Here is a 23,929-nt window from a genome sequence, read left to right on the forward strand (position 1 = left end):
CGTAAAATGACAACGTTTCGCTCCCGACTCAAGTGGCACCCCAATTGCATGCACTTATCGCCATGACAAGTATGCAAGAAAATGGACCCACCGAGGGCCAGCGCAGACCGGTCGCCGTTGAGCTGTCCGCTACCTCAGTAACGTTCGGCCGCGGCCCGACCGCCACGCCGGCGCTTGCCGAGACCAACCTTATCATCCCCGACGGCGAATTCCTCGCCCTTGTCGGCCCCTCCGGCTGCGGCAAGTCGACGATCCTCAAGCTCGTCAGCAATCTGCTCCGCCCCACCACCGGCGTCGTCATCGTCGGCGGGCGTGAGGTCGCTGCCAAGGCGCTGCGAATCGGCATGGCGTTCCAGAACCCGACCATGCTGCCCTGGTTGACCATCGAGCGGAACATCATGTTGCCGCTCAAGATCGTGGAGCCGTTCCGGTCGGAGTATCGACAGAAGCGCAAAGGCGAATTTCGCGACAAGGCGCATGCATTGCTGGCCCAGGTCGGCCTCAAGGATTTCGGCAACAAATATCCCTGGCAGCTGTCCGGCGGCATGCTGCAGCGGGCAAATCTCTGCCGCGCGCTGATTCATGAGCCGCGCATGTTGCTGCTCGACGAGCCGTTCGGCGCGCTCGACCAGTTCACCAAGGAAGAACTCTGGTCGATTCTGCAGAGCCTCTGGCTGCAACACAAGCCGACGGTGCTGCTGGTTACGCATGACCTCCGCGAAGCCGGCTTCCTGGCCAGCCGCATCTGCGTGATGAGCGCACGACCGGGCCGCATCCTCGACGACAGCCCGGTGGACTTCCCGCGCCCGCGCACCATCCCCATGACTTTCGAGCCTGATTTCGTCGCACTCAATCAGCGCCTGCGTGAACTCATCGTCAACGCCCGGAGCAACGCTCCCGAAGCGCAGGAGGCATAGGTCATGAGTGTAGGCCTGCGTCAAAAACTCTGGTCGTTCGGATTGATCGTCATCTTCTTCGCCGCATGGCAGTTATTTTGCGCCATGTCGGGCGTGTCGGATCTGGTTCTTCCGCGTCCGACGGAAATCATTGCGACGCTGATCGCGCGCTTCCCGATCCTGTGGCCGCATATTCTACAGACCCTCGGCACGACCATGGCCGGCTTCGTCCTTGGCGTCGGCCTCGGCGTGGTGCTGGGCGCGGTCATCGGCGTCTCGAAAGTCGCCTATGACACCGCTTATCCTCTGCTGGTTGGCTTTTCGTCGATTCCAAAGGTCGCCGTCGTGCCGATCTTCGTATTGTGGTTCGGCTCGGGCTCGGTGCCTGCGATTCTTACCGCGCTATCGATCTGCTTCTTCCCCATCGTCGTCAATATCGCGACCGGTCTCGCCACCACCGAACCGGAGCTGGAAGACGTACTGAAGGCACTCGGCGCCAGCAAGATGGACATTCTCTGGAATGTTGGCCTGCCGCGCACCATGCCGTTCTTCTTTGCCTCGCTGAAAGTCGCGGTCAGCTACGCCTTTGTCGGTGCCGTTCTGGCCGAGACCGTCGCGTCGAATCGCGGCATCGGCAATGTGATGATGAGCGCATCGTCGAACTTCAACGTCCCGCTGGTGTTCGCCTGCCTGTTCATTCTCGCGATCCTTGGCGTGGCGCTCTACGTCATTTTCTCTCTGATCGAGGCGCGTGTGACCGGCTGGGCCACGCGCAAGAACGATCTCGTTGCGACCTAATCCACCCATATCAACCAGGAGAACGTCATGTTGAAGAGATTGACCGCCCTCGCAGTCGGCAGCGTCCTGCTCACAGGCTCCGCCTTCGCTCAGGAGACGACCATCAAGTTCACGCTGGGCTGGAAAACCCAGGGCAGTGACGCGGCGTTCTTCTATGCCAAGGACAAGGGCTACTTCAAGGAAGAGGGCCTGAACGTTGTCATCGATCAAGGCGAAGGCTCGGGCGCGACCGTGACCCGTATCATGTCCGGCGCCTGGGATGCCGGCTTCGGCGACGTCAATGCCATCATCCAGAACTCGTCGACGCGCCCTGCGGACGCGCCCGTGATGGTCTATATGATGTGGAACCAACCTCCCTTCTCGATCGTCACCAAGAACACTAGCGGCATCAAGACGATCAAGGATTTCGAAGGACACACGCTGGGCGGCGCGCAGGGCACGCCGACGACCCGTCTGTTGCCCGTCTTCATCCAGAAGAACGGCCTCGCGGCCGACAAGATCAACGTGACGAACATGGCTCCCAATCTGCAGGAGCCGATGCTGATCAAGGGCGACATCGACGCCGCGCTGGTGTTCAACATTACCAGCTATTTCAATCTCGTCCTGAACCGCCAGGATCCCGAGAAGGATTATAAGTGGTTCTCATTCGGTGAATTCGGCCTCGACCTGTATTCCAACGGCGTGATGGTGTCACAGAAGCTGCTGGCATCGAACCCGAAGGCCGTTGCTGGTCTGGTCCGCGCGATCAACAAGGCCAACATCGCCGTCGCCAAGGATCAGAACGCCGGCATGGCGTCGGTCGTCGCCTTCGACAACCTGGTCGATGTCCCCGTCGAGAAGCGCCGCCTGCAATATTCCTTCGACAAGCTGATGGTCTCGCCCGAGATGAAAGAGATCGGCGTCGGCGATATCAAGGATGACCGCATGACCCGCGCCATCGGCATGGTCGTCGAAGGTTACGACCTGAAGCGCACGCCGACCCCGAAGGAAGTATTCTCGCGCGAATTCCTGCCGGCACGCGGGGATCGCGAACTGGTCTATACGGCGAACTAAGGCTTGCACGCGGATGAACCGGATCCTGTCTGCGACGAATATTTTCACCGGCACAGATCGAGGCCTCGTGCCTCACGCCAGCATCCACCATGCGGATGGTCTGATCACGAGCGTCTCGGCCGGCGCGCATATTTCGCCGCAGACAAATCACCTGATCATCCCCGCACTGGTCAACGCCCACGACCATGCCCGGCCGTCCATGACATCCTTCGGCGCATCGAACATGCCGCTAGAATCGTGGATCGTCCGCTCGGCCTTCGGCACTCCGCCCGATCCCTATCTCGTCGCCGCCGTCTCGCTCGCCCGTTCAGCGCGTGCAGGCTGCGGCGGCGCGATGGTCCATTATACCCGGCCGAGCGGCAAAATGCCGATTCTCGATGAGTCGATCGCAATCGCAAAGGCCGCAAGCGATGTCGGTATCCGGCTGGCCTTCGCGCTGGCCGTACGCGACCAGAATCCAATCGTCTATGGCGATAGCGCCGACGTGCTTGCCGCATTGCCCGAAGACGACCGCAGCACGATTCAGGACATGTTCGTTCGTCCGAGCCCGACACCATCGGAATATCTCGACCGCGTCGAAGCCATTCATGCCGCCATCGTCGGTCCGATGATCGATGTGCAATACGGTCCGGCCGGCGTCCAGTGGTGCTCGCCTGTACTGCTCGAAGCCATTGCTGAGCGCTCCGCGACGACCGGCCGGCGCGTGCACATGCATCTGCTCGAGACCATCTATCAGCGGCAATGGGCCGACCGCACTTTTCCGAGCGGCATTGTGCGCTACCTGAAAGATATCGGCCTGCTATCCAACCGCCTGACACTGGCCCATTGCATCCATGCCCGGCCGGACGAACTCGATATGATCGCCGAGTCCGGCGCGACCATCGTGACGAATTTCAGCTCCAATCTTCATCTGCATTCAGGCCTCGCTCCGATTGCCGATGCGCATCGCCGCGGCTGCCCCATTGCCGTGGGTATCGATGGCGTCGCGCTCGACGAAGACGAAGACGCGATCCGCGAAATGCGCCTCGTGCAGATGGCGCATGACGGCCTCGGCTTCGACCGCACATGGAGCCGTGCGGAGTTTCTCACGCTCGCCGTCCGCAACGGCCGGAAGTCGATCGGCGCACCGGGCTCGGGCATGCTCGCCGCCGGAGAAGCCGCTGATTTCATTGTTCTCGATATCGGCCAACTCGACCGCGATGCCATCATGCCGGTCGATCCGATCGACATGCTGTTTGCCCGCGGCAACAGCAGCTGCATTCGCGATGTCGTGGTCGACGGGCGTACCATCAGCCGCGATGGCAAGCCGACCGGCGTCGACCTGGAGGCCATGGAGACCGAGTTGCGCGGGTTCTATCGCAAGAGCGTGCCCCAGTTCAAGGCTTTCGAACGCGCCTGGGCACCGTTCGAGAGCGCTGTGTCACACTGGTTCCGGCAACAGGGGTGTTGCTAGCTCACCAGACCTTCAGCGGCTTCAGTTCACCTGACGTTTTTCCAGCTTTCGTGCCAGCGTGCGGCGATGCATGCCGAGGCGGCGCGCCGTCTCCGAAATGTTGAAATCGCTCTCCACCAGCGTCTGGTGGATGCGTTCCCATTCCAGCGTCTTGATCGAGGTCGGACGTTCCGTGAGCGCCACTTGCACGTCGCCGGTCGCCTTCTGGAACGCTTCCTCGATATCGTCGGTGTTCGAAGGCTTGGCGAGGTAATGACACGCGCCGAGCTTGATCGCCTCCACCGCCGTGGCAATGCTGGCATAGCCGGTGAGCACTACGATCAGCATCTCAGGGCTCAGCGCATGCAACGCCTCGACACAAGCCAGGCCCGAGGCTCCGCCGAGCTTGAGATCGACCACCGCATAGCCCGGCACCTTGTCGCCGAGCACCTCGGTCAAGGTCTCGAAGCCCTCGGAATGCAGCACGGTGTAACCGCGACGCTCGAACGATCGCTTCAGCGTGCGCGCGAAACCCTCGTCATCCTCGACAATGATCAGCAGACGTTCATCCGACATGTTTGCGCGCTCCAATCGCGAGGGCGGATAGTGGTAGCGACAACATCACGAGGGCACCGCCCACAGGACGATTCTCCGCCACCACTGCGCCGCCCAGCTTGCGGACGGCATTGACCACCAGAAACAGACCGAGCCCGCGCCCGGACTGGCCCTTGCTTGAATTATAGGGATTGCCGAAATTCGCCAGCATCTCCTTGGCGAAACCCGGCCCCATGTCGCTGACCTTCAGCACCAGCGAATCGCCATCGCGCTCGATAGCGAGGCGCACCCAGAGCGGCGATACCTCGTTGGCGTTATCGAGCACGTTGAAGATCATCTGTTTCAACGCCGAGTCCGACACGATCGGCATGTCCTCGCCGAACCGATTCTCATAGACCAGCGTGTTGATCGAGCGGGCGCCGCGCCAGTCCTCGACCAGTTCGCCGAAGAAGCCGTTGACGGTCGTCACAACCGGCGCCTCGCCGCGCATATCGCCGGCCGACATGAGAATGCCGGTGACGATCGACTTGCAGCGCTGCACATCGGCCTGCATCTCGCTGATCTCTTCCATCAGCTCCGGGTTGCCTGCAAGTTCCGGCATCCGGCGCCAGTCACTGAGGATCACCGACAGCGATGCCAGCGGCGTACCGAGTTCATGCGCGGCACCAGAGGCGAGCAGGCCCATGCGCACGATATGATCTTCCTCCGCGGCCTGCTGACGCAGCGCTGCCAGACCCTCGTCGCGCTCGCGCAAGTTTTCTGCAATGCGCGTCATGAAAACGACGATCAGCGCCGCGTCGAGTACGAAGCAGATCAACATACCGATGATGTGCAACTGGAACAGATCGTTGCGCAGCGCGTCCGGCAGATTGAGGGGGCGATGAAATACAATCAGCCCGGCGAAGCACAGACAGGCAACAACAACAACGACCCAGGTCGAGCGACCGTTCAGCAACATCGCCCCGAGCGTAACCTGCAGGAGATAGAGCGATATGAATGGATTTGTGGCACCGCCACTCAGATAAAGCTGGGCGGTCAGCGCCGCGACGTCGAGCAGCAAAAGCAGGAGCAGTTCGCGGTCACGCGCGTCGGTCTGCTGGCGCAGCCACTCCTGGCTGATGACGTTCAGGAATACTGAGCCGCACAGGACCATGACCATGGCCATCAGCGGTAGCGAAATGCCCATCACCAGATGCACGAAGCCGATGGTCAGGACCTGCCCGACCACTGCGATCCAGCGCAACTGGATCAGCAGATTGATGTTCTTGATATTGGTGGTCTCGTCGAGCGGCAGAGCCGTGACCGCAACGGGTGTGGTGACACCCGTCGCGTCGACTGGTGACGCGGCAACCGCACTGACGCCAGTGACGTCTGGTGCGCCCACCTTGCTCTCTGCTCCCAAACCCGGCATCTCGCCCCGTCAGCTTGATCGGCCAGCCTCAATCGGACCGGCGCATCATCCAAGACGTCATACGCGAGGTAGTGATTTTTTCCGAATCCGCCACTCGTCGCGAACGACGAACAGGGCACCGCCGGCCAGCATCAAACCGAGGCCGAACCAGGTGATGGCATAGACCACATGGTTGTTCGGGAAGACGATCACGGTCAGGCCACCATGGGGCTGACCCGGTGCGTCCAGCGCGGCATTGGAATCGATGAAATAGGGGGCGACGGCGCCGAGCGTCTGGCTGGCGGCAATCGCTTCGACGTCGCGGGAATACCAGCGCTGGGCAGCGGGATCATTTGAGCGCAGGAACCCGCCCTTCGGTTCGGTGACGCGCAACAGGCCCGTCACTAACACCGACGTCGCGGGCGCCGCGAATGCGCCGGCTTTGCGCTCGTCGGGGCTGACGAAGCCCCGATTCACCAGCACAGTGTATCCGGCCTCGGCGCGCAGCGGCGTCAGCACCCAGAAACCGGCGCCGAGATCCGAGACAGCCTGCACCAGAGTATCGGCGCCCGGCACAAACCGCCCGGTGACGCTGACGCGACGATATTCATCGTCATTGCGATTGATCGCAGGCCACGCCGCAGGCCCGGGTGCAGCTTCGGGCGCGGCGTGGCTGCGCTGATCGACACGTGCGATCAGATCCAGTTTCCAGGCGCGGCGTTCGACCTGCCAGATGCCCAGCGCGGTCAATCCCGCGATACCGAGCAGTGCCAGCAGGCCCAGCACCGTGAGGGTTGTCGCGCTACGGGGCGACCGCCCGGATTCCATTTTCGATTCAGACGACTCCTGTCTGGCCGGGCGGCCTACGACGATCCCGTCGTTGGCGCGCGCCGTGGCCATCAGGGCATATTCCTCATGTCATGAACCGGCATCATGTTGACGTTGAGGTGGTACATCACCCAGAGCGAACCGCTCAGCGCAATCACGACGATGATGATCGTGAAGATCAGCGCCATCATGGTCCAGCCGGCATCCGACGTCGTGTTCATGTGCAGGAAGTAGACCATGTGAACCATGATCTGCACCACAGCGAACGCAACGACGATCGCGATGGTCCAGTTCTTGTTCTCGATCGCGCCCGTCATCACCAGCCAGAATGGAATGGCGGTAAGGATGACCGAGAGGACGAAGCCAGTCATATACGACTTGAACGAACCATGGTCGCGGCCGTCATCGTGGCCGTGGTCATCGTGACCATGTCCGTGCGCGGCATGTGCATCGGCGCTCATCGCAGCACTCCCAGCAGATAAACAAAGGTGAAGACGCCGATCCAGACGACGTCGAGGAAATGCCAGAACATGCTCAGGCACATCAGCCGCCGCTGGTTCGCCTCGATCAGGCCGAAACGGGCGACCTGCACCATCAGCGTCACCAGCCAGATGATACCGAAGGTGACGTGCAGGCCGTGGGTGCCTACCAGCGTGAAGAAGGACGACAGGAAGGCGCTCCGCCAGGGGCCAGCACCTTCGTGGATCATGTGATGGAACTCATAGAGTTCGATGCAGAGGAACGCGAGGCCGAACAGACCGGTGATGCCGAGCCACATTTGGGTCGACTTCACTCTGCCCTTCATCATTTCCAGCATCGCGAAGCCGTAGGTGATCGACGAGAACAGCAGCATCGCGGTGTTAAGCGCGACGAGCTTGAGGTCGAACAAATCCTTCGGCCCGGGGCCCGCAGCATAGCTGCCGCCGAGTACGCCGAAGGTGGCGAACAGCATCGCGAAGATGAGGCAATCGCTCATCAGGTAGAGCCAGAAGCCCAGCATGGTGCTGGAACCGGCCGGATGATCGTGTTCGTCGACGACGTAGAAGACCGGGACTTCAGTGCCGTTTATCGTTTGGGTCGGTACGTTCATGACGCGGCCTGTACTGCGAGAAGTTTCGTACGCTCGCCTTCGGTACGGATGACGTCCTCCACCGGGATGTGGAAGTCACGGTTGTAGTTGAAGGTGTGGAAGATCGCGACGCCGACGATGGCAATGAAGCTCAGGGCCGCGAGCCACCACATGTACCAGATCAGGGCGAAGCCCATCGCCGTGGCCAAGATCGAGAGGATCACGCCGGTGCCGGTGTTCTTCGGCATATGGATCGGCCTGAAGCCCTCCAGCGGACGCGTATAACCGCGACGCTTCATGTCCCACCACGAGTCATTGTCGTGAATGACCGGGGTGAAAGCGAAGTTGTAATCCGGCGGCGGCGACGACGTTGCCCATTCCAGCGTGCGCCCGTTCCAGGGATCGCCCGTGGTATCGCGCAGCTTCTCGCGATTCCAGATGCTGACGGCGATCTGGACGAGGAAAGCACCGATGCCGATCGCGATCAGAACTGCACCGAAGGCGGCGATGACGAACCAGATCTGCAGCGACGGATCGTCGAAGGTGCGCAAGCGGCGGGTGACGCCCATCAGACCAAGCACATAGAGCGGCATGAAGGCGAAGTAGAAGCCGAGGACCCAGCCCCAGAACGAGACCTTGCCCCAGAACTGATCGAGCTTGAAACCGAAGGCCTTCGGGAACCAGAAGTTGATGGCCGCAAAGATGCCGAACACCACGCCGCCGATGATGACGTTGTGGAAGTGAGCGATCAGGAACAGGCTATTATGCAGCACGAAGTCGGCCGGCGGCACCGCAAGCAGCACGCCGGTCATGCCGCCGATCACGAAGGTCAGCATGAAGGCGATGGTCCACATCATCGGCAATTCGAACCGGATGCGGCCGCGATACATCGTAAACAGCCAGTTGAATATCTTCGCGCCCGTGGGGATCGAGATGATCATGGTCGTGATTCCAAAGAAGGAATTCACGCTGGCGCCCGAGCCCATGGTGAAGAAGTGATGCAGCCAGACCAGATAGGACAAGATCGTGATGACCAGCGTGGCGTAGACCATCGAGGTGTAGCCAAACAGCTTCTTGCCCGAGAAGGTCGAGGTCACTTCCGAGAACACGCCGAACAGCGGCAGGATCAGGATGTAAACCTCCGGATGGCCCCAGATCCAGATTAGGTTCACATACATCATCGGGTTGCCGCCGAGATCGTTCGTGAAGAAGTTGGTGCCGACATAGCGATCCAGCGACAGCAGCGCGAGAACGGCGGTCAGGATCGGGAAGGACGCCACGATCAGGACGTTGGTGCAGAGCGAAGTCCAGGTGAAGATCGGCATCTTCATCATGGTCATGCCGGGCGCACGCATCTTCACAATGGTCGCGATCAGGTTGATGCCCGATAGCGTCGTGCCGACACCGGCAACCTGCAGCGCCCAGATATAATAGTCGACGCCGACATCCGGACTGTAGCCGAGATTCGACAGCGGCGGATAAGCCAGCCAGCCGGTCTTGGCGAATTCACCGACGAACAGCGACATCATGACGAGGATGGCGCCACCGGTGGTCATCCAGAAGCTGAAATTGTTCAGGAACGGGAACGACACGTCGCGTGCTCCGATCTGCAGCGGCACGATGTAGTTCATCAGACCGGTGACCAGCGGCATCGCCACGAAGAAGATCATGATCACGCCATGCGCCGTGAACACCTGATCGTAGTGATGGGCGGGCAGAAAGCCGTCGGAGCCGTTGAAGGCCATGGCCTGCTGGGCGCGCATCATGATCGCGTCGGCGAAACCGCGCAGCAGCATGACGATGCCCAGCACCATATACATGATGCCGATCTTCTTGTGGTCCACGCTGGTGAACCACTCCTTCCAGAGATAACCCCAGAGCTTGAAATAGGTCAGCGCAGCGAGCAGCACGATGCCGCCGAGCGCGACCATCGCGAAAGTCGCGACCAGGATCGGTTCATGATAGGGGAACGACTCGAGCGTCAGGCGGCCGAAGATGAACTTCGCAAGCCCGGTATTTGCCACTACGGCTGTATCAGACATTTAGATCGACCCGATCAGGTGTTGGAAGCGCGCCGCTCGGCAGGCGGCGGCGCAGGCGTGAAATTGAATGGCGCGGGGGCGGCACCCGGGCGCGCGAGACCAGCACCGGTGACCGGCGTCGGGTCAAGTGGAGTCGTCGTCGAGCGGTGATCGGCTGCTTCGCGTGCGGCCTCGGCGAGGGTGCAGACGCTGGCGACGTAGTTCTTGGTCGAGCTGGAGCCGTCAAGCATCGAAATATTGTATTTCAGCGGCAGGATGTTGCGGGCGCTGGCGAGGCCGAGGCCACCCTTCGCGTCCATCGCCATCATCTCACTCATGCACATCTTGCCGGGCTGGGCGCACATGTTGAGGATCGCCTTGTAGAGGTCAGGCGCGACTTCCTTATAGAGACGAACCGGCACATTCTCGCTGGGCTTTTCGAGATCCAGATAGGCCTCGCGGCTCAGCGTCTCGCTGCTCGCCTTAACCTTGGCGATCCAGGCATCGAAGCCGGCCTGGTCGACGCCATGGAACTTGAAGCGCATGCCGGAGAAGCCGGCGCCGCTATAGTTCGCCGAGAAGCCGTCATAAACGCCGGCCTTATTGATGACCGCGTGCAGCTTGGTTTCCATGCCGGGCATCGCATAGATCTGGCCGGCGAGCGCGGGGATATAGAAGGAGTTCATCACCGACGAGGCAGTGATCTTGAAGCGCACTGGACGATCCACAGGCGCAGCCAGTTCATTGACCGTAGCGATGCCATATTCCGGGTAGAAGAACAGCCACTTCCAGTCGAGCGCGACGACTTCCACCTGCAGCGGCTCATTGAGGCTCGCAGCATTGCCGGGCGCAATCCGGTCCAGCCGGCGATACGGGTCTAACAGATGCGTGCTGGACCAGGTCACGGCGCCGAGACAGATGATGATGAGGAGGGGCATCGACCAGATGACGAGCTCGAGATGGGTCGAGTGATCCCAGTCCGGCTCGTATTTCGCGTCAGCATTCGACTGCCGGTACTTCCAGGCGAAGAACACGATCAGGGCCATCACCGGCACGATGATCAGCAGCATCAACACCGTGGAAATGACCACGAGATCGCGTTGCTGCACTGCGATGTCACCCGCAGGATTCATCACGACGAAATTGCATCCGCCCAGCAAGGCAACCAAGGGCAGCAAAAGGAGTATCCGTAGGCGGCTCAAGGTGTTACCCATTCGATAATGTCCGTTCGCGCGCACGGTTAGGCGTATTTGCTGCAGGGCAACATTGGACAATTTGTCCAATGGTCCGAAGACACGGTTCGCGACAAATCGTCAACCTCGCGTCGCCCTTTGGCGTCGATTGCATGACCTTCAACACACCACCGACGGATAGAAAATATGGCGCAGACGTCATCGACGATTGAACGGGACGCACGCCTTCTGCACGCGGATGGCCACGGAGCGGTTAACCCGGGCGAGATCGCCATTGGCGTCATCATCGGCCGGACCTCCGAGTTCTTTGACTTCTTCGTCTATGCGATCGCTTCGGTGCTGGTATTTCCGAAGCTCGTCTTCCCCTATCTCGATCCGCTGACCGGCACTCTATATTCCTTTGCGATCTTTTCGCTGGCATTCATCGCCCGCCCGATCGGCACGATGATCTTCACAGCTATCGATCGCAGCCAGGGCAAAGGCGCCAAGCTGACCATCGCGCTGTTCCTGCTCGGCGTTGCCACCGTCGCCATCGCCTTCCTGCCCGGTCACGAATCCATCGGCGTCGCATCGGCCTGGCTGCTGGCTGCTGCACGTATCGGCCAGGGCATTTCCTGGGGCGGCACCTGGGACGGTCTTGCTTCGCTGCTGGCGCTGAATGCGCCGGAAGGCAAGAAGGGCTGGTACGCCATGATCCCGCAGCTCGGCGCCCCGATCGGCCTTCTGGTAGCGAGCGCGCTGTTCGCCTTCTTCGTCGACACCCTGTCCGCTGACGACTTCCTCGACTGGGGCTGGCGCTATCCGTTCTTCGTTGCTTTCGCCATCAATGTCGTCGCCCTGTTCGCCCGCCTGCGCATGGTGGTGACGCCGGGCTACACCGAACTCTTCGAAGCCCGCGAACTCGAGCCGTCCTCGATCACCGAGACGATCGCCCAGCAGGGCCGCACCGTGGTGATCGGCGCCTTCGCACCGCTGGCGAGCTTCGCACTGTTCCACATGGTCACAGTATTCCCGCTCTCATGGGTGTTCCTGTTCACCCGCGAAGCACCCGGCCGCTTCCTGATCGTCGAATGTATCGGCGCCGTGTTCGGCATCATCGCCATGATCGTGTCAGGCTATGTCGCCGACAAGGTCGGCCGCCGCACACTGCTGACCGGTTCGGCGATTGCCATCGCCGTGTTCAGCGGCTTCGCACCGCAGATGCTGGACGGCGGCATTGTCGGCGAACTCGCCTTCATGGTGACCGGCTTCATCCTGCTCGGCCTGTCGCTCGGTCAATCTTCGGGCTCGGTCGCATCGAGCTTCTCGAAGCGCTTCCGCTACACTGGTTCGGCGCTTACCACCGACCTTGCCTGGCTGTTCGGCGCCGGCTTCGCACCATTCGTGGCGCTGGTGATGTCGAGCCGCTTCGGCCTGTCCTCGTCCGGCGTGTATCTGCTGTCGGGCGCAGTTGTGACCCTGCTTGCGATCTCGATCAACCGGCAGTTCGCCAGCCGCGACGCCTCGGCGATCCAGCCGTAAGCAACACCGCCGCTAAAGAAAGGGCCCCGGTTCTGAGCAGAACCGGGGCCCTTTCTTTTTGTTCTGACTCGTTTCCCTGACGCGAACCGGCATCTATTTCGCTAATGCGACAGTGGCACATCATCCTGATGCAGGATGCGTTCGGCGGCGCCCTGCAGATCGTCATACTGGCCTGATTTCAGCGACCACAGGAACGCCGCGAGGCCGCACAGGCCAAGCCCGATGGCGATCGGAATCAGATAGAAATAGTCTGTCATTCCGCCGGCTCCATTCTGACTGACATTCGCGGCGTTGATGCGCTTGCGCCCTGAGACTTGTCGGACTTGCCGCGGCCACGCAGCCGCAGCGCATTGGCGACAACCACGATGGACGAGCCGGACATCGCGATGGCTGCAACCAGCGGCGTGACATAGCCCATGATCGCGATCGGCACCGCAATGAGATTGTAGCCGACTGCCAGCGCGAGATTCTGCCGCACGAGATGCCCTGCCTCGCGCGAGACCGCGATTGCCTGAGACACGGCCGACAGATCCTCGCGCAGGAAGACGAGATCTGCGGCGTTGCGCCCGACATCGGCGGCCGATGCCGGAGCCATCGACGCATGCGCGGCCATCAGCGCCGGCGTGTCATTGAGACCGTCGCCGACCATCAGGACCTTCTTGCCGGCGGACGCCAGCTCTGCCACATGCGCCGCCTTGCCGCCCGGCAGCACGCCGGCGAAATATGGCACGCCTATGCCTGCAGCGAGTGTCCGCACCGGCGTCTCGCGATCGCCCGAGACAACCTCGACAGCCAGTCCGTCGCGCTTCAGGTCGCCGACCGTTTCAGCCGCGCCCGCACGCAACCGATCCTCGAAGCGGAAATCCGCCACGCATTGTCCATCGCGCGACAACACGACGGAAGAGCCATCGAGATCCATACCGCTGGTATCGGTGAGGGCCCATTCCGGCCGCCCGAGGCGCAGCACGCTGCCGCCGAGACGCGCTTCCATGCCGCAGCCCGGATGTTCGGAGACATCATCGAGCTCAATCGGAGTCGTCGTTGTTGAAACGGCAGCAGCGAGTGCACGCGAATAGGGATGACGTGAATGCGCGGCGATCGCGCCGGCCAACGCCAGGGTCGCAGGATCGACGTTGTCCGAATTGACGACGCGGGCATTGCCAAGCGTCAGTGTGCCAGTCTTGTCGAACACCACCGTATCGATCTCGGCGAGACGCTCAAGCGCCCCGCCATCCTTGATCATGATGCCGCTCTCAAACAGCCACCGCGCAGCAACCACCTGCACCATCGGCACAGCTAAGCCAAGCGCACAGGGACAGGTGATGATCAGCACCGCGACGGCAATAGTGATCGCGCGATGAACGTCGCCGGACACGATGAGCCAGCCAACCAGCGTGATGGCCGCGGTAAGATGCACCACCGGCGCATAGAGCCCGGCCGCACGATCGGCGATGCGGCGATAGACCGAACGGCCCTGCTCTGCGGCTTCCATCATCCGCAGCATTTCCGCGAGGAACGACTCGTTGGCCGAGGCTGTCGCCGTGATGATCAGAGGCCCTGTGAGATTCAGCGTACCCGCGCGCAGCACTGAACCCGGCAGAGCCGGCTGCGGCACGCTCTCACCGGTGACCAGCGAGACGTCGAGTTCCGACAGACCCTTGGTCACCTGCGAATCGACCGGCACGCGCTCGCCGGCAGCGAGCATGATGGTCATACCCGGCGTGATTTCGCCGACCGGCAGATAGGTCTGCGCACCGTCACTCTGCAGAACCAACGCGCCCCGCGCCGCCAGGCGTGCGAGCCCCTTCACCGCGACACGCGCGCGCTCACGCATCATGTGATCGAGGGTGCGGCCGATCAGTAGAAAGAACAGCAGTGTCACGGAGGCATCGAAATAAGCATGCGGCCCATGGATCGCGGTTTCGTACAGGCTCATGCCGAAGGCCAGCAACACGCCGAGCGAGATTGGCACATCCATATTGGTGCGACCGTGACGCAGTGCCTGCCAGGCCGAGCGAAAGAATACCCGGCCGGAATAAATCAGCGTCGGCAGCGCGATCAGCGCAGAGATACCGTGGAACAGATCGCGCGTCGCGGGCTCGGCACCAGACCACACCGAGACCGACAGCAGCATGATATTGCTGGCTGCAAAGCCCGACACCGCCAGCGCACGGATCAGTTCCGACAGCGTCGTATCCGTAGCATCGCCATCGACCTCGAACAGATGCGCTTCATAGCCAACATTGCGTAGCGTTTCGATGAAAGGCGGCGGTGCGGCATCGGCGCGCCATTTGATGGTGACGCGCTTCGTGGAGAGATTAACCCGTGCCCATGTCACGCCATCGAGCGCACCAAGCGCTTGTTCGACCGTGCGAATACAGGCGCCGCAATGAACGTCCGGCACCGAGAGATCGGTCTGCCTCAAACCGCCGGCAATGGTACGGCTGACCAGCAGGACTTCGCGCGGATCCGGCGCCGCCAGTATGGCCAACTCTGCTCCTGAGCCACAGCAACTCATCGGAGACCTCGTTTCTCACTTTGCGCATGATCCTTTCGGAAAGCCGGTTCCCACTTTTCCGGATCATGCTTTAGCCAGTCACCTCGACACCCGGCTTCATCGCCACATAGGCGTGCCATGTCCCGTGACCGAGCACGGGAAACACGACGATCATACCGAGCAGGCCGGTCATGACATTGATCAAGAACAAAGCCAGCGCGATTCCCGCCCAGGTCAGCATGACCGGTAGATTGGCCCAGACCATCCCCATGCTGGTGCCCATGGCGGTGAGCGCATCGACGCGTTCGTTGAGCAGCATGGGAATGGCGAACACGCTGATCGCAAAGGAGAATGCCGCAAAGATGCCGCCGACCGCAGTGCCGGCGATCAGCATCGCCCAGCCGACGGGTGTGGTGAACAGCATGGAAGCGACGCCATCGAGGCCGGGAAACGGGTTCATGCCGAAAAACAGCGCGTAGATGATCACCGCGGCGCGGATCCAGACCAGCATCAGCGAGCACAACAAAAGGCCCGCGAACAGCAGCTGCCCGCCCGACTTCGGCCGGACGAGAATCATCTGCAACAGCGAGACACGCTCATGGGCGGCGATCCGGCGACTCTTCTCATAGAGTCCGATGGCGAGTACCGGCCCGACCACCATGAAGCCGGCAAAGGCCGGAAACAGGATGTAGTCCCAGCCGAAGGCGAACAACCCGCCGACCAGGACGACCGAGACCGCGAAAACCAGCACGCCATAGCTGAGGCTCACCGACGGGATAATTGTCAGATCGCGCCAGCCGGCTTTGAGCCAGTCAAAGGCGACGGATGGCGCAACATGGCGATTCCACGACACCGAGGGCGGCAGCGGAGGGGCAACGGCTGGAAGAGTCATCTTCGACCTCGCAATCTCAACGACGCGGCGTGCATGACGAGGATGCCGCACTGAATTTGCCGGCTTCCGCGGCACTGGTGCCGCGCTTGACGTGATCGATACAGTCGGGCTGCGACGAGAACGCCACATAGACCATGTGCGCATTGGCCATCAGCACCAACAGCAGAGCGGCAGCAATCGCCATCCAGACCCAGACCTTCGCGTTGACGTGCTTCATCGCTGCTACATTCATGGCCCGGCAGCCCTGAGGTTGACGAGATAGAGCGCGAGGATCTTGCGATCGAGCGCCGACAGTCGCGAATCCCAGCTCGGCATATGACCTTGCCGGCCACCCCAGACAGTCGTGAAGACCGACTGGGCGTCACCGCTATAGATCCAGAAATTGTCACGCAGGTTCGGCGCACCGAGTTCGATATTGCCGGTCGCGTTCTCGCCATGGCAGGCGACGCAATTGTCGGTGAACACCACCTTGCCGCTGGCGAGCTTCCCGGGCGCGATCGCCTTGGCCACCGCGGGATTCGACAGGCTTCGAACATAGTCGACAACATCGTCGATCTGCTCGCGCTTCAGCATCCCGTCGCGGCCGAAGGCCGGCATCTGCGACGTCCGCGAATCCTTGTGCGGCGAATTGATGCCAACGCGGATCGTCTCGGCGATCGCATCGGGCGTACCGCCCCAGAGAAAGGCCTGCGACACCAGCGTTGGAAAGCCGTCGCCGCCCTCGGCGGTGCGGCCATGACAGGCCGCGCAATTATCCCCGAACAAAGTCGCGCCGGTCTGCCGCACGATCTTCATCAACTTCGGATCGGCCTGGATAGCCTCGAAGCTTTCGGTCTCGATCAGCTTGCTCCACTTGGCGCGGTCCGAGGCCGCGTCCTTGATCTGCTCGGCCACGATGTTGCGCTGGTCGATCCCTAGCAGACCCTTGGTATAGGTCACGCCCAGCGGCCATGCCGGCATCAGGATCCAGTACACAACCGAATACAGAAACGTGGCCCACAGAAAGAAGACCACCGCACGCGGCACCGGCGTGTTCAGTTCCTTGATGCCATTCCATTCGTGACCGGTGGTGAGATAGCCGGAGACGGGATCGCGTTCCTCTACTGCCATCGCTTCGCCTCGTATGGCTTGTCCTCAACGGAAGGATCGAGGATCGACTGCGCCGCAGAGTCGAACGACTTTTTGTTCTTCGGCCAATAGGCATAGACCACCACGCCGATCGACATGGCGATCAGATAGAACAGCCCGAAGGACTTCGCGAACCAGACAGTGGCCTCGTGCTCCATCGTCACTCTCCCGCCGCAGCCGTTTTAGCCTTGTGGGCCGCATCAGTCAGCTTGCCCAAGATCTGCAAGTAAGCGACCAGCGCATCCATCTCGGTGGGCTCGCCGGGCTGGCCATCGAAGGCGCGCACATTGGTCGCCTCACCATAGCGCTTGGTGACGCCTTCGGCGAAGGACGTATCGGGCGAGGTCTGGCCATAGGCATCGTTGGATGCGTTGGCGATCATCTCATCCGTATAAGGCACGCCGACCTTGCGCAGCGCGGCCAGATGCAGGCCGAGATCGTCGATCCGCGCCTTCGCCCGCGTGAGATAGGCATAAGGCGGCATCACGGATTCCGGCACCACGTCGCGTGGGTTGATCAGATGCTTAACGTGCCATTCGTCGGAATATTTGCCGCCGAGACGCGCGATATCCGGTCCGGTACGCTTCGAGCCCCACAGCATCGGATGGTCGTATTTGGATTCGACCGCGAGCGAATATGGCCCATAACGCTCCACTTCGTCGCGCAATGTGCGGATCATCTGCGAATGACAGGCGTAGCAGCCCTCGCGGATGTAGATGTTGCGGCCGGCGATTTCGAGCGGCGTATAGACGCGCATATCCGGTGCATCTTCCACCGTCTGATGGATCGTGAACAGCGGCACGATCTCGATGAGGCCGCCGATGCTAGCGGCAATGATGATGCCGATGGCAAGACTCATCGTCTTGCGTTCGAGCTTGTAATGCAGGCCGAACAAACCCATCGTCATTCTCCAGGCTGCAGCGCAGGCACGCCAGCGGGCTGTGCCGCCGGACGATCTGCGGCGCGTTCATCGGCCGGCTGATCAGCAGTGCGGATAGTCATGACGATGTTGTAGAGACCGATCACCGCACCAGCGAAGAAGAAGAACCCGCCGACCGCGCGCGCGACGTAATAGGGCTTCATCGCGATCACTGTCTCGATAAAGGAATAAGACAGCGTGCCGCTGCTGTTATAGGTGCGCCACATCAAGCCCTGGATGATACCTGAATTCCACATGGCGAAGACGTATGTGAAGAGGCCGGCGACAGCGAGCCAGAAGTGCCATTCGACAAGCGCGGGCGAATACATCCGCTCGCGCTTCCACAGCCACGGCACCGACGCATAGATCGAGCCGAAGGTGATCATGGCCACCCAACCGAGTGCGCCGGCATGGACGTGGCCGACGGTCCAGTCGGTGTAATGCGACAGTGAATTCACCGAGCGGATCGCCATGAACGATCCCTCGAACGTGGTGAGACCGTAGAACACCGCAGCCACCATCATGAAACGCAACGTCGCATCGTCGCGCACCTTGTACCAAGCGCCGTTCAGCGTCAGCAGGGCATTGCCGGCGGAGCCCCAGGACGGAATCAGCAGCATCAGCGAGAAAGTCATGCCGAGCGTCTGCACCCATTGCGGCAGCGCTGTGTAATGCAGGTGATGGGAGCCCACCCACATATACATGAAGGTGATGCCCCAGAACGAGATGATCGACATCCGGTAGGAATAGATCGGCCGACCCGCGCGCACCGGCAGATAGTAATACATCATGCCGAGGAAGCCGGAGGTGAGAAAGAAAGCGACGGCGTTGTGGCCGTACCACCATTGGGTCATCGCATCCTGCACGCCGGAAAAGGCCGAATAGCTCTTGGCGTGACCGAACGAGACCGGCATCGCCAGATTATTGACGGTATGCAGAATCGCCACCACCAGGATGAAGGCCATGTAGTACCAGTTGGCGACGTAGATATGCGGCTCCTTCCGCCGCGCCAGCGTCCGCATATAGATGACGAAATAGACGATCCAGACGATTTCCAGCAGGAGGTCGGCATACCATTCCGGCTCGGCATATTCCTTCGACTGGGTGACGCCCATGAAGTAGCCGGTGGCGGCGAGCACGCAGAACAGATTGTAGCCGAGCAACACGAACCACGGGCTGATCTGATCGGGCAACCGCGCGCGCGAAGTCCGCTGCAGCACATAGAGCGAGGTGCCAATCAGCCCATTGCCGCCGAAGCCGAAGATCACTGCGCTGGTATGCGCGGGGCGGATGCGGCCGAAGCTCGACCAGCCGGCATCGAACGTCAGATTGGGAAACACCAGCTGCCAGGCAACCCAGTCGCCGATGAACATGCCGATGACGGCCCAGATCATCGCCAGAATGATCGCCAATTTGGTAGGGTCATCGTAATACAGCGCGAGCCGGGCCTCGTCCGGCTCTGGCTCGTAATAGACATAAATGACACCGAAGATGCCGGCGATCCCCGCCAGCATGACAATCGCACCATGGACGCCGAGCGGGTCCTGGCGGCCGGCGATCGCCATCGCGAGGCCGCAAATCGTGAGAGCCAGCAGGATGATGAGCGCGAGCTGCCGCTCCGATTTGGTCAATTGCGCGATCATCCGGTCATCCCCTGCTCGTCTCGCGGCGGCTCGTCAGACAGGACGCGCAGCGCCCGATCGGCACAGAGCATCCTCACACCATCGAGAGTAGCTCACTCCGCCGCCACAGCGATTGACTTAGGTCAAGCCCGCGAACGGATTCCGACCGGGATCAATCGCAATTTTTGATACTTACAACCAATGTCGCGCAACCGAACCTGGCGCGTCTCTTCTACAGGCGCAGACAGGATGCCAGCGCCTGCTAGTCCTTCACGTCGTAGCGATAGGATTTCGAGACGATCTGCCAGCCATCGGCCAGCTTCATCGCGATCAGGTAGTCGGTGAAGTAACGCGGCGGCAGCTGGCAACGCACCTTGATGAAGGCCGTCTTGTCGTCGGAGCGATCGATGGTGACAATGAGGTCATCGCGGGTCTTGCCATCGACCTTGCCCGAGGTCCGCGTACGAACCATGGCCATCCAGTTCGGCATGGTCAGCACTTTCAGCTCGCCATTCTCGACCCAGCGCAGGTCCGCGGTCGGATGAAAGATCGCGCCAAGCTTGTCGGCATCAGCCTCGTAGAGGCCGTCGAAATAATGCTGGATCACCGCTTCAACGGTCGAACGATCATAAGCCAACTTAGTCCCCCACCCACAATCAGACTGGAACCCTTATAACACAGAAGCGATGACGGCCATACTATACCGTTGCATGGGTGGTCCGGCCTTAGATCACTTGCTGTCACCCAGCATCTTTCGAAAACGCTCGATCTCCTGCGGCACGAAATGCGCAAGATAGGCCGGCGCCATTTCGGCATCTGCGGCGGGCATCGAGCCGAGATCATCGAGGCGCTTCTGATAATCGGGATTGGCAACGGCAGCGCGCATCGCGGCATTGAGCTTCCAGATGATCGGCGCAGGCGTGCCCTTCGGCGCGAACAGCGCATACCAGCCGGATATTTCAAATTGCGGCAACCCCGCCTCGCTGGCGGTCGGAACGTCAGGCAGATGCGGCAGCCGCGTTCTGGATGCCAGCGCAATCGCGCGAATGAGACCGCTCTGGATGGCCGGCGTCACAGAGGCCGAGGAATCGCAGATGCCATCGATCTGCCCACCTATCAGATCATTCAGGGCCGGACCGCCGCCGCGATAGCCGACCAGCGTGACATCGATGCCCGCAGCCTGAACGAAAGCCTTGCAGAACAGATAGTTCTGCGAGCCCACACCGGAGTGGCCGATATTGAGACGGCCGGGATTCTGTTTCGCATGCGCGATGAATTGCGCGAGATTGTCGGCCGGAAAATTGCGCCGGATGGCAACCATAGCCGAACTCTTGTTGAACATGCCGATGCCTGCAAAATCCGACGGCGCGAATTTCACATCAGGCGTGAACAGGTAGACCGCAGTATTGGTGCCGCTATTGCCCTGCACGATGGTGTAGCCGTCAGGCGGGGCCTGCGCGATGCGAGCCAGCGCCACGGCCCCGCCCGCACCGCCGATATTTTCGATCACGATGGGCTGACCGAGATGCCGGCTCATCTGTTCGGCAATCAGCCGTGCATTGACATCGGAACTGCCGCCGGCAGCGAATGGCACAACGAGCGTGATGGGACGGGTGGGATAATCCTGCGCGGATGCGCACAGCGGCGCGATCAGCACCAGACAGAGCGGAGCAAGCCTGAACCAAGCCATCCCAAATCCTCCCTGACCAGGTCTTGTCTAAGTAGATCTTTGCCTGATTTTTCCGTGATCTTAGGGAGTATCCGGCGCCGGATGCAAAGACATGTTATGCTGCAGAGCGGCGTAACCGACGGCGTGCGGCGCCGTCCCTTGACGTCTACGGAGGTCCTATGACCATCTCCATGGTTCACCCAACGATCGACACCAAGAGCCTGCTGGCCGGCGCACAATTCGCCGACGCCTTCAGTATCACGACCAAAACGACGGACCTGACCGCCCGCGACGCCGCCACCCGCATGCTCAGCCACTCTCCGCCCTGGGTGGACGCCCTGATGCGGCTGCGGGATCTGATCGTTGCGCCCTTCGGGCTGAAGACGGCGCACTCTGCGCGTCACGCCAATGTCGACAAGGTCGGCTTTTTCCCTGTGCTCAGCGAGACGCCGCAGCGTCTGATCGCGGGATTCAATGACAATCATCTCGATTTTCGCGTCGTGGTCGATGTCGCAGCGGACGGTACCGGCCAGCGCGTTACGGCAACGACTGTCGTGCTGATGCATAACTGGCTCGGACGCATCTACCTGTCGGTCATCAAGCCATTTCACCGGATGGTGGTCCGTTCCATGTTGCGGCAGGTCACGCGCTGAATTTGCGGTGGCGGCCGTGGGGAACCTGGGTCATCGCAGCCCGTTAGCCCATATGCCATTTACAGAGATTGATCCGCAGAACGAGGAGCTGAAAGTCACGCTGGCGCACGCGTTTGACGCCGCTTGGCAGCCCTTTGTGACGCATGAAGGCGAGTCCGCGGACACGCCCGAGAACCGCCGCCGCCTTGCCGCGCGGATTGTCGCCGTGGCGCGGTCAGGACAGATCGATGAAAAGGCGCTCAGCGAGGCCGGATTGATTTACCTCCGCGTACTCGCCGAGGCGGCGCGGCTTTCCGCCCGCATTCGTGACGTCGCATCTCCCGATCTGGCGCCCCAAGCTGACGACCAACGAAACCAGTCGTTCGGCCCGGAGACGGTCGCTGCGATGTCCACAGCGCTGGATCGCTGCCTCGATGAATTGCCGCTGCGGATTTCATCTGACGCCGTGCAGTTGCTCTCGAGCAGTATTCTCGATGAAGCATCGCGCGGGGAGCGCGACCCGGAAAAGCTGCAGCTCCGCGCCTTGGCACTGCTCAAGTCGCGTCAGTAGGCTCCTTGCTCACCGGATCCGTCTCGGCCCATTCGGCGACGCAACGTTCGAGATCCTTCAAATTCTGTCGCATCTGTTCCAGCGAAAAGCCGATCGCAAAGAAGCGCTCAGCCACATCGCCGGGTAATCCGCGCGTTAGCCCCTCTTGCCGAAGCGCACCGACCTCTCCTGCATAAGCCTGTAGTGCGGTCTGCACCGGCCAGATCGCCGGCGCGCCGGTGCCGCTGCGCAGTGCTACGGCGGTCGAATGCAGAAACGTCGTCATCGCATCGCTGACCCGCGACAGAGGACCCGCCAGCCTGACCTGCAATGCGGATGGCAACGGCACCACCGTGGACCGCCCGATCATGACCAGGTCATGCCGCAGCCGCAGCGTCGTACGCAGCAAGGGACCTGTATCGGGTCCGCGGGACAAATGCGCGGCACGCTCCCGTTCGGCTTCGGCTCCGATCGCATTCAGATTGGTGAGCGCATGGCCGATGCCGTCCTGCAACCGGTGCAGTGCCTCATTGTCGCGCCCGCGCGTCAATGACGCCAACAGCTCGGTCAACGCCGTCGCGATCAGATCGAGCGCCTCGGCCGAACTGGCGCGGACCTGACTATGCGCCCGCGACGGCAGCACGAGGAACGACACTAACAAGCCGGTGATCGCACCCACGGTCACTTCGAGCACACGGTCGATGGCAGATTCCAGCGGCGTGTTGTGGTTCATCATCGGCAGCAGCAGCACGATGATGGCCGTCACGGTCGCGACATTGAGGCTCGGATTGATCGCCGCGATGAAGGCCAGTGGCGCCACGGAGAGCACAAGCACCGCGAGCAGCGCACCTTCATTGGAATGCGGGATCAGGATCGCAACCGCGCCGCCATAGATGGCGCCGCCGATCGTGCCGACCAGATAATCACGTGTTGCCTTCAGCGACCGCCCGACACTCATCTGGGTGACAATGATCGCCGTCAGCACAGCCCACAGCGGCAGTTTCAGCCCGACGGTCAGGGCTATGATCAGCGCAGCAAGCGCCGCTGTGGTCACTCGGACGCCGAGGCCGAGTTCGACCTTTCGCGCCCAGAAGAAGGCAACCACCCGTTTCAGGAAGCCGAGAATTCGCTTCGATGCGGACATGTCAGAATTGATCCCTGAAACGGATTTTGACGAACCAGTTTCAGCATGGCTGATCCACGCGTCGCCATGGCCGCTTGAAACGCCGATTTGGTCCGCCTAAGGCTATTTCAACAAGAGTGA

The 23,929-nt window shown here is 61.3% G+C and carries 25 protein-coding genes; 7 read left to right on the forward strand and 18 right to left on the reverse strand.

What is annotated here, in order from left to right; genetic code table 11:
* Nucleotides 1-62 precede the first annotated feature (62 nt).
* From AB7813_RS19160 to AB7813_RS19175, 4 genes are read left to right on the forward strand one after another with little or no spacing between them, the layout of a single operon-like run.
* Nucleotides 63-917 (forward strand): ABC transporter ATP-binding protein, encoded by an 855-nt coding sequence (locus AB7813_RS19160; protein WP_309941851.1) that lies wholly within the window; start codon nucleotides 63-65, stop codon nucleotides 915-917.
* A 3-nt stretch (nucleotides 918-920) separates the two neighbouring features.
* On the forward strand, nucleotides 921-1,694 hold the full coding sequence (locus AB7813_RS19165; protein WP_439065338.1) for an ABC transporter permease: 774 nt from the start codon (nucleotides 921-923) through the stop codon (nucleotides 1,692-1,694).
* 27 nt (nucleotides 1,695-1,721) lie between these two features.
* Nucleotides 1,722-2,747 carry an ABC transporter substrate-binding protein gene (locus tag AB7813_RS19170; protein WP_439065339.1) on the forward strand — a complete coding sequence of 342 codons (1,026 nt, stop codon included), beginning with the start codon at nucleotides 1,722-1,724 and terminating at the stop codon, nucleotides 2,745-2,747.
* A gap of 13 nt (nucleotides 2,748-2,760) precedes the next feature.
* On the forward strand, nucleotides 2,761-4,200 hold the full coding sequence (locus tag AB7813_RS19175; protein ID WP_441228263.1) for an amidohydrolase family protein: 1,440 nt from the start codon (nucleotides 2,761-2,763) through the stop codon (nucleotides 4,198-4,200).
* Nucleotides 4,201-4,221: 21 nt separating this feature from the next.
* Here the strand turns inward: AB7813_RS19175 and AB7813_RS19180 are convergent, their stop codons facing one another.
* The 7 genes from AB7813_RS19180 to cyoA all read right to left on the reverse strand — a co-directional run bounded on the left by AB7813_RS19180 (nucleotide 4,222) and on the right by cyoA (nucleotide 11,244).
* Nucleotides 4,222-4,755 (reverse strand): response regulator transcription factor, encoded by a 534-nt coding sequence (locus AB7813_RS19180; RefSeq protein ID WP_089263395.1) that lies wholly within the window; start codon nucleotides 4,753-4,755, stop codon nucleotides 4,222-4,224.
* Entirely contained in the window at nucleotides 4,745-6,118 is a 1,374-nt protein-coding gene (locus AB7813_RS19185) for an ATP-binding protein (RefSeq protein WP_441228264.1), read from the reverse strand. Before AB7813_RS19185 ends, AB7813_RS19180 begins: the two co-directional genes overlap by 11 nt.
* An 84-nt stretch (nucleotides 6,119-6,202) precedes the next feature.
* A complete protein-coding gene (locus AB7813_RS19190; RefSeq protein ID WP_439065342.1) occupies nucleotides 6,203-7,024 on the reverse strand; it encodes an SURF1 family protein in 822 nt (273 codons plus the stop codon).
* Nucleotides 7,024-7,413, reverse strand: coding sequence for a cytochrome o ubiquinol oxidase subunit IV (gene cyoD / locus AB7813_RS19195; protein WP_441228265.1), 390 nt, complete (start codon nucleotides 7,411-7,413; stop codon nucleotides 7,024-7,026). The genes AB7813_RS19190 and cyoD overlap by 1 nt, the downstream gene beginning before the upstream one ends.
* Nucleotides 7,410-8,042 (reverse strand): cytochrome o ubiquinol oxidase subunit III, encoded by a 633-nt coding sequence (gene cyoC / locus AB7813_RS19200; RefSeq protein WP_089263389.1) that lies wholly within the window; start codon nucleotides 8,040-8,042, stop codon nucleotides 7,410-7,412. The genes cyoD and cyoC overlap by 4 nt, the downstream gene beginning before the upstream one ends.
* Complete coding sequence (gene cyoB / locus AB7813_RS19205; RefSeq protein WP_439065343.1) at nucleotides 8,039-10,063, reverse strand: cytochrome o ubiquinol oxidase subunit I; 2,025 nt, start codon at nucleotides 10,061-10,063, stop codon at nucleotides 8,039-8,041. Before cyoB ends, cyoC begins: the two co-directional genes overlap by 4 nt.
* Before the next feature lie 14 nt (nucleotides 10,064-10,077).
* Nucleotides 10,078-11,244, reverse strand: a complete 1,167-nt coding sequence (gene cyoA, locus AB7813_RS19210) for a ubiquinol oxidase subunit II (protein ID WP_439065933.1) — start codon at nucleotides 11,242-11,244, stop codon at nucleotides 10,078-10,080.
* A gap of 177 nt (nucleotides 11,245-11,421) precedes the next feature.
* Between cyoA and AB7813_RS19215 the strand changes: the two genes are divergently transcribed.
* Entirely contained in the window at nucleotides 11,422-12,756 is a 1,335-nt protein-coding gene (locus AB7813_RS19215) for an MFS transporter (RefSeq protein ID WP_089263383.1), read from the forward strand.
* 101 nt (nucleotides 12,757-12,857) lie between these two features.
* Here AB7813_RS19215 and ccoS read toward each other — a convergent pair whose 3' ends face one another.
* From ccoS to AB7813_RS19265, 10 genes are all read right to left on the reverse strand, one after another.
* Nucleotides 12,858-13,013 (reverse strand): cbb3-type cytochrome oxidase assembly protein CcoS, encoded by a 156-nt coding sequence (gene ccoS, locus AB7813_RS19220; RefSeq protein WP_089263381.1) that lies wholly within the window; start codon nucleotides 13,011-13,013, stop codon nucleotides 12,858-12,860.
* Nucleotides 13,010-15,274, reverse strand: coding sequence for a cation-translocating P-type ATPase (locus AB7813_RS19225; RefSeq protein ID WP_439065344.1), 2,265 nt, complete (start codon nucleotides 15,272-15,274; stop codon nucleotides 13,010-13,012). The genes ccoS and AB7813_RS19225 overlap by 4 nt, the downstream gene beginning before the upstream one ends.
* A 70-nt stretch (nucleotides 15,275-15,344) precedes the next feature.
* Nucleotides 15,345-16,145: a DUF2189 domain-containing protein gene (locus AB7813_RS19230; protein WP_439065345.1), complete on the reverse strand. Its 801-nt coding sequence runs from the start codon at nucleotides 16,143-16,145 to the stop codon at nucleotides 15,345-15,347.
* Between the two features lie 16 nt (nucleotides 16,146-16,161).
* Nucleotides 16,162-16,377 (reverse strand): hypothetical protein, encoded by a 216-nt coding sequence (locus AB7813_RS19235; RefSeq protein WP_441228266.1) that lies wholly within the window; start codon nucleotides 16,375-16,377, stop codon nucleotides 16,162-16,164.
* Complete coding sequence (ccoP, locus tag AB7813_RS19240; protein ID WP_439065347.1) at nucleotides 16,374-17,255, reverse strand: cytochrome-c oxidase, cbb3-type subunit III; 882 nt, start codon at nucleotides 17,253-17,255, stop codon at nucleotides 16,374-16,376. Before ccoP ends, AB7813_RS19235 begins: the two co-directional genes overlap by 4 nt.
* Nucleotides 17,246-17,431, reverse strand: coding sequence for a cbb3-type cytochrome oxidase subunit 3 (locus AB7813_RS19245; RefSeq protein ID WP_439065348.1), 186 nt, complete (start codon nucleotides 17,429-17,431; stop codon nucleotides 17,246-17,248). The genes ccoP and AB7813_RS19245 overlap by 10 nt, the downstream gene beginning before the upstream one ends.
* A gap of 2 nt (nucleotides 17,432-17,433) precedes the next feature.
* Nucleotides 17,434-18,174, reverse strand: a complete 741-nt coding sequence (gene ccoO, locus AB7813_RS19250) for a cytochrome-c oxidase, cbb3-type subunit II (protein ID WP_439083839.1) — start codon at nucleotides 18,172-18,174, stop codon at nucleotides 17,434-17,436.
* A 2-nt stretch (nucleotides 18,175-18,176) separates the two neighbouring features.
* Nucleotides 18,177-19,835, reverse strand: coding sequence for a cytochrome-c oxidase, cbb3-type subunit I (gene ccoN / locus AB7813_RS19255; RefSeq protein WP_439065350.1), 1,659 nt, complete (start codon nucleotides 19,833-19,835; stop codon nucleotides 18,177-18,179).
* Nucleotides 19,836-20,076: 241 nt separating this feature from the next.
* Entirely contained in the window at nucleotides 20,077-20,451 is a 375-nt protein-coding gene (locus AB7813_RS19260) for a nuclear transport factor 2 family protein (RefSeq protein ID WP_439065351.1), read from the reverse strand.
* A gap of 93 nt (nucleotides 20,452-20,544) precedes the next feature.
* Nucleotides 20,545-21,504 carry a tripartite tricarboxylate transporter substrate-binding protein gene (locus AB7813_RS19265; RefSeq protein ID WP_439065352.1) on the reverse strand — a complete coding sequence of 320 codons (960 nt, stop codon included), beginning with the start codon at nucleotides 21,502-21,504 and terminating at the stop codon, nucleotides 20,545-20,547.
* A 158-nt stretch (nucleotides 21,505-21,662) separates the two neighbouring features.
* Between AB7813_RS19265 and AB7813_RS19270 the strand changes: the two genes are divergently transcribed.
* Both AB7813_RS19270 and AB7813_RS19275 read left to right on the forward strand, forming a co-directional pair.
* Nucleotides 21,663-22,136: a DUF2867 domain-containing protein gene (locus tag AB7813_RS19270; protein WP_439065353.1), complete on the forward strand. Its 474-nt coding sequence runs from the start codon at nucleotides 21,663-21,665 to the stop codon at nucleotides 22,134-22,136.
* Between the two features lie 7 nt (nucleotides 22,137-22,143).
* Nucleotides 22,144-22,686 (forward strand): hypothetical protein, encoded by a 543-nt coding sequence (locus AB7813_RS19275; protein ID WP_439065354.1) that lies wholly within the window; start codon nucleotides 22,144-22,146, stop codon nucleotides 22,684-22,686.
* Here the strand turns inward: AB7813_RS19275 and AB7813_RS19280 are convergent.
* A complete protein-coding gene (locus tag AB7813_RS19280) occupies nucleotides 22,670-23,809 on the reverse strand; it encodes an FUSC family protein (RefSeq protein WP_439065355.1) in 1,140 nt (379 codons plus the stop codon). The two genes, AB7813_RS19275 and AB7813_RS19280, sit on opposite strands and share 17 nt — an antisense overlap.
* Nucleotides 23,810-23,929: the final 120 nt, after the last annotated feature.

The organism is Tardiphaga sp. 20_F10_N6_6 (assembly GCF_052076045.1).
GTDB lineage: Bacteria > Pseudomonadota > Alphaproteobacteria > Rhizobiales > Xanthobacteraceae > Tardiphaga > Tardiphaga robiniae.

Bases quoted from the DNA above. Each gene is read 5' to 3' on its own strand.
- AB7813_RS19190 (WP_439065342.1), bottom strand. From the start codon at position 7,024: ATGGCCACGGCGCGCGCCAACGACGGGATCGTCGTAGGCCGCCCGGCC.
- ccoO (WP_439083839.1), bottom strand. From the start codon at position 18,174: ATGGGTTTGTTCGGCCTGCATTACAAGCTCGAACGCAAGACGATGAGT.
- ccoN (WP_439065350.1), bottom strand. From the start codon at position 19,835: ATGATCGCGCAATTGACCAAATCGGAGCGGCAGCTCGCGCTCATCATC.
- AB7813_RS19180 (WP_089263395.1), bottom strand. From the start codon at position 4,755: ATGTCGGATGAACGTCTGCTGATCATTGTCGAGGATGACGAGGGTTTC.
- AB7813_RS19245 (WP_439065348.1), bottom strand. From the start codon at position 17,431: ATGGAGCACGAGGCCACTGTCTGGTTCGCGAAGTCCTTCGGGCTGTTC.
- AB7813_RS19215 (WP_089263383.1), top strand. From the start codon at position 11,422: ATGGCGCAGACGTCATCGACGATTGAACGGGACGCACGCCTTCTGCAC.
- cyoD (WP_441228265.1), bottom strand. From the start codon at position 7,413: ATGAGCGCCGATGCACATGCCGCGCACGGACATGGTCACGATGACCAC.
- AB7813_RS19170 (WP_439065339.1), top strand. From the start codon at position 1,722: ATGTTGAAGAGATTGACCGCCCTCGCAGTCGGCAGCGTCCTGCTCACA.
- cyoB (WP_439065343.1), bottom strand. From the start codon at position 10,063: ATGTCTGATACAGCCGTAGTGGCAAATACCGGGCTTGCGAAGTTCATC.
- cyoC (WP_089263389.1), bottom strand. From the start codon at position 8,042: ATGAACGTACCGACCCAAACGATAAACGGCACTGAAGTCCCGGTCTTC.
- AB7813_RS19270 (WP_439065353.1), top strand. From the start codon at position 21,663: ATGACCATCTCCATGGTTCACCCAACGATCGACACCAAGAGCCTGCTG.
- AB7813_RS19235 (WP_441228266.1), bottom strand. From the start codon at position 16,377: ATGAATGTAGCAGCGATGAAGCACGTCAACGCGAAGGTCTGGGTCTGG.
- AB7813_RS19225 (WP_439065344.1), bottom strand. From the start codon at position 15,274: ATGAGTTGCTGTGGCTCAGGAGCAGAGTTGGCCATACTGGCGGCGCCG.
- AB7813_RS19230 (WP_439065345.1), bottom strand. From the start codon at position 16,145: ATGACTCTTCCAGCCGTTGCCCCTCCGCTGCCGCCCTCGGTGTCGTGG.
- AB7813_RS19165 (WP_439065338.1), top strand. From the start codon at position 921: ATGAGTGTAGGCCTGCGTCAAAAACTCTGGTCGTTCGGATTGATCGTC.
- AB7813_RS19280 (WP_439065355.1), bottom strand. From the start codon at position 23,809: ATGTCCGCATCGAAGCGAATTCTCGGCTTCCTGAAACGGGTGGTTGCC.
- AB7813_RS19265 (WP_439065352.1), bottom strand. From the start codon at position 21,504: ATGGCTTGGTTCAGGCTTGCTCCGCTCTGTCTGGTGCTGATCGCGCCG.
- AB7813_RS19160 (WP_309941851.1), top strand. From the start codon at position 63: ATGACAAGTATGCAAGAAAATGGACCCACCGAGGGCCAGCGCAGACCG.
- ccoS (WP_089263381.1), bottom strand. From the start codon at position 13,013: ATGACAGACTATTTCTATCTGATTCCGATCGCCATCGGGCTTGGCCTG.
- ccoP (WP_439065347.1), bottom strand. From the start codon at position 17,255: ATGGCAGTAGAGGAACGCGATCCCGTCTCCGGCTATCTCACCACCGGT.
- AB7813_RS19175 (WP_441228263.1), top strand. From the start codon at position 2,761: ATGAACCGGATCCTGTCTGCGACGAATATTTTCACCGGCACAGATCGA.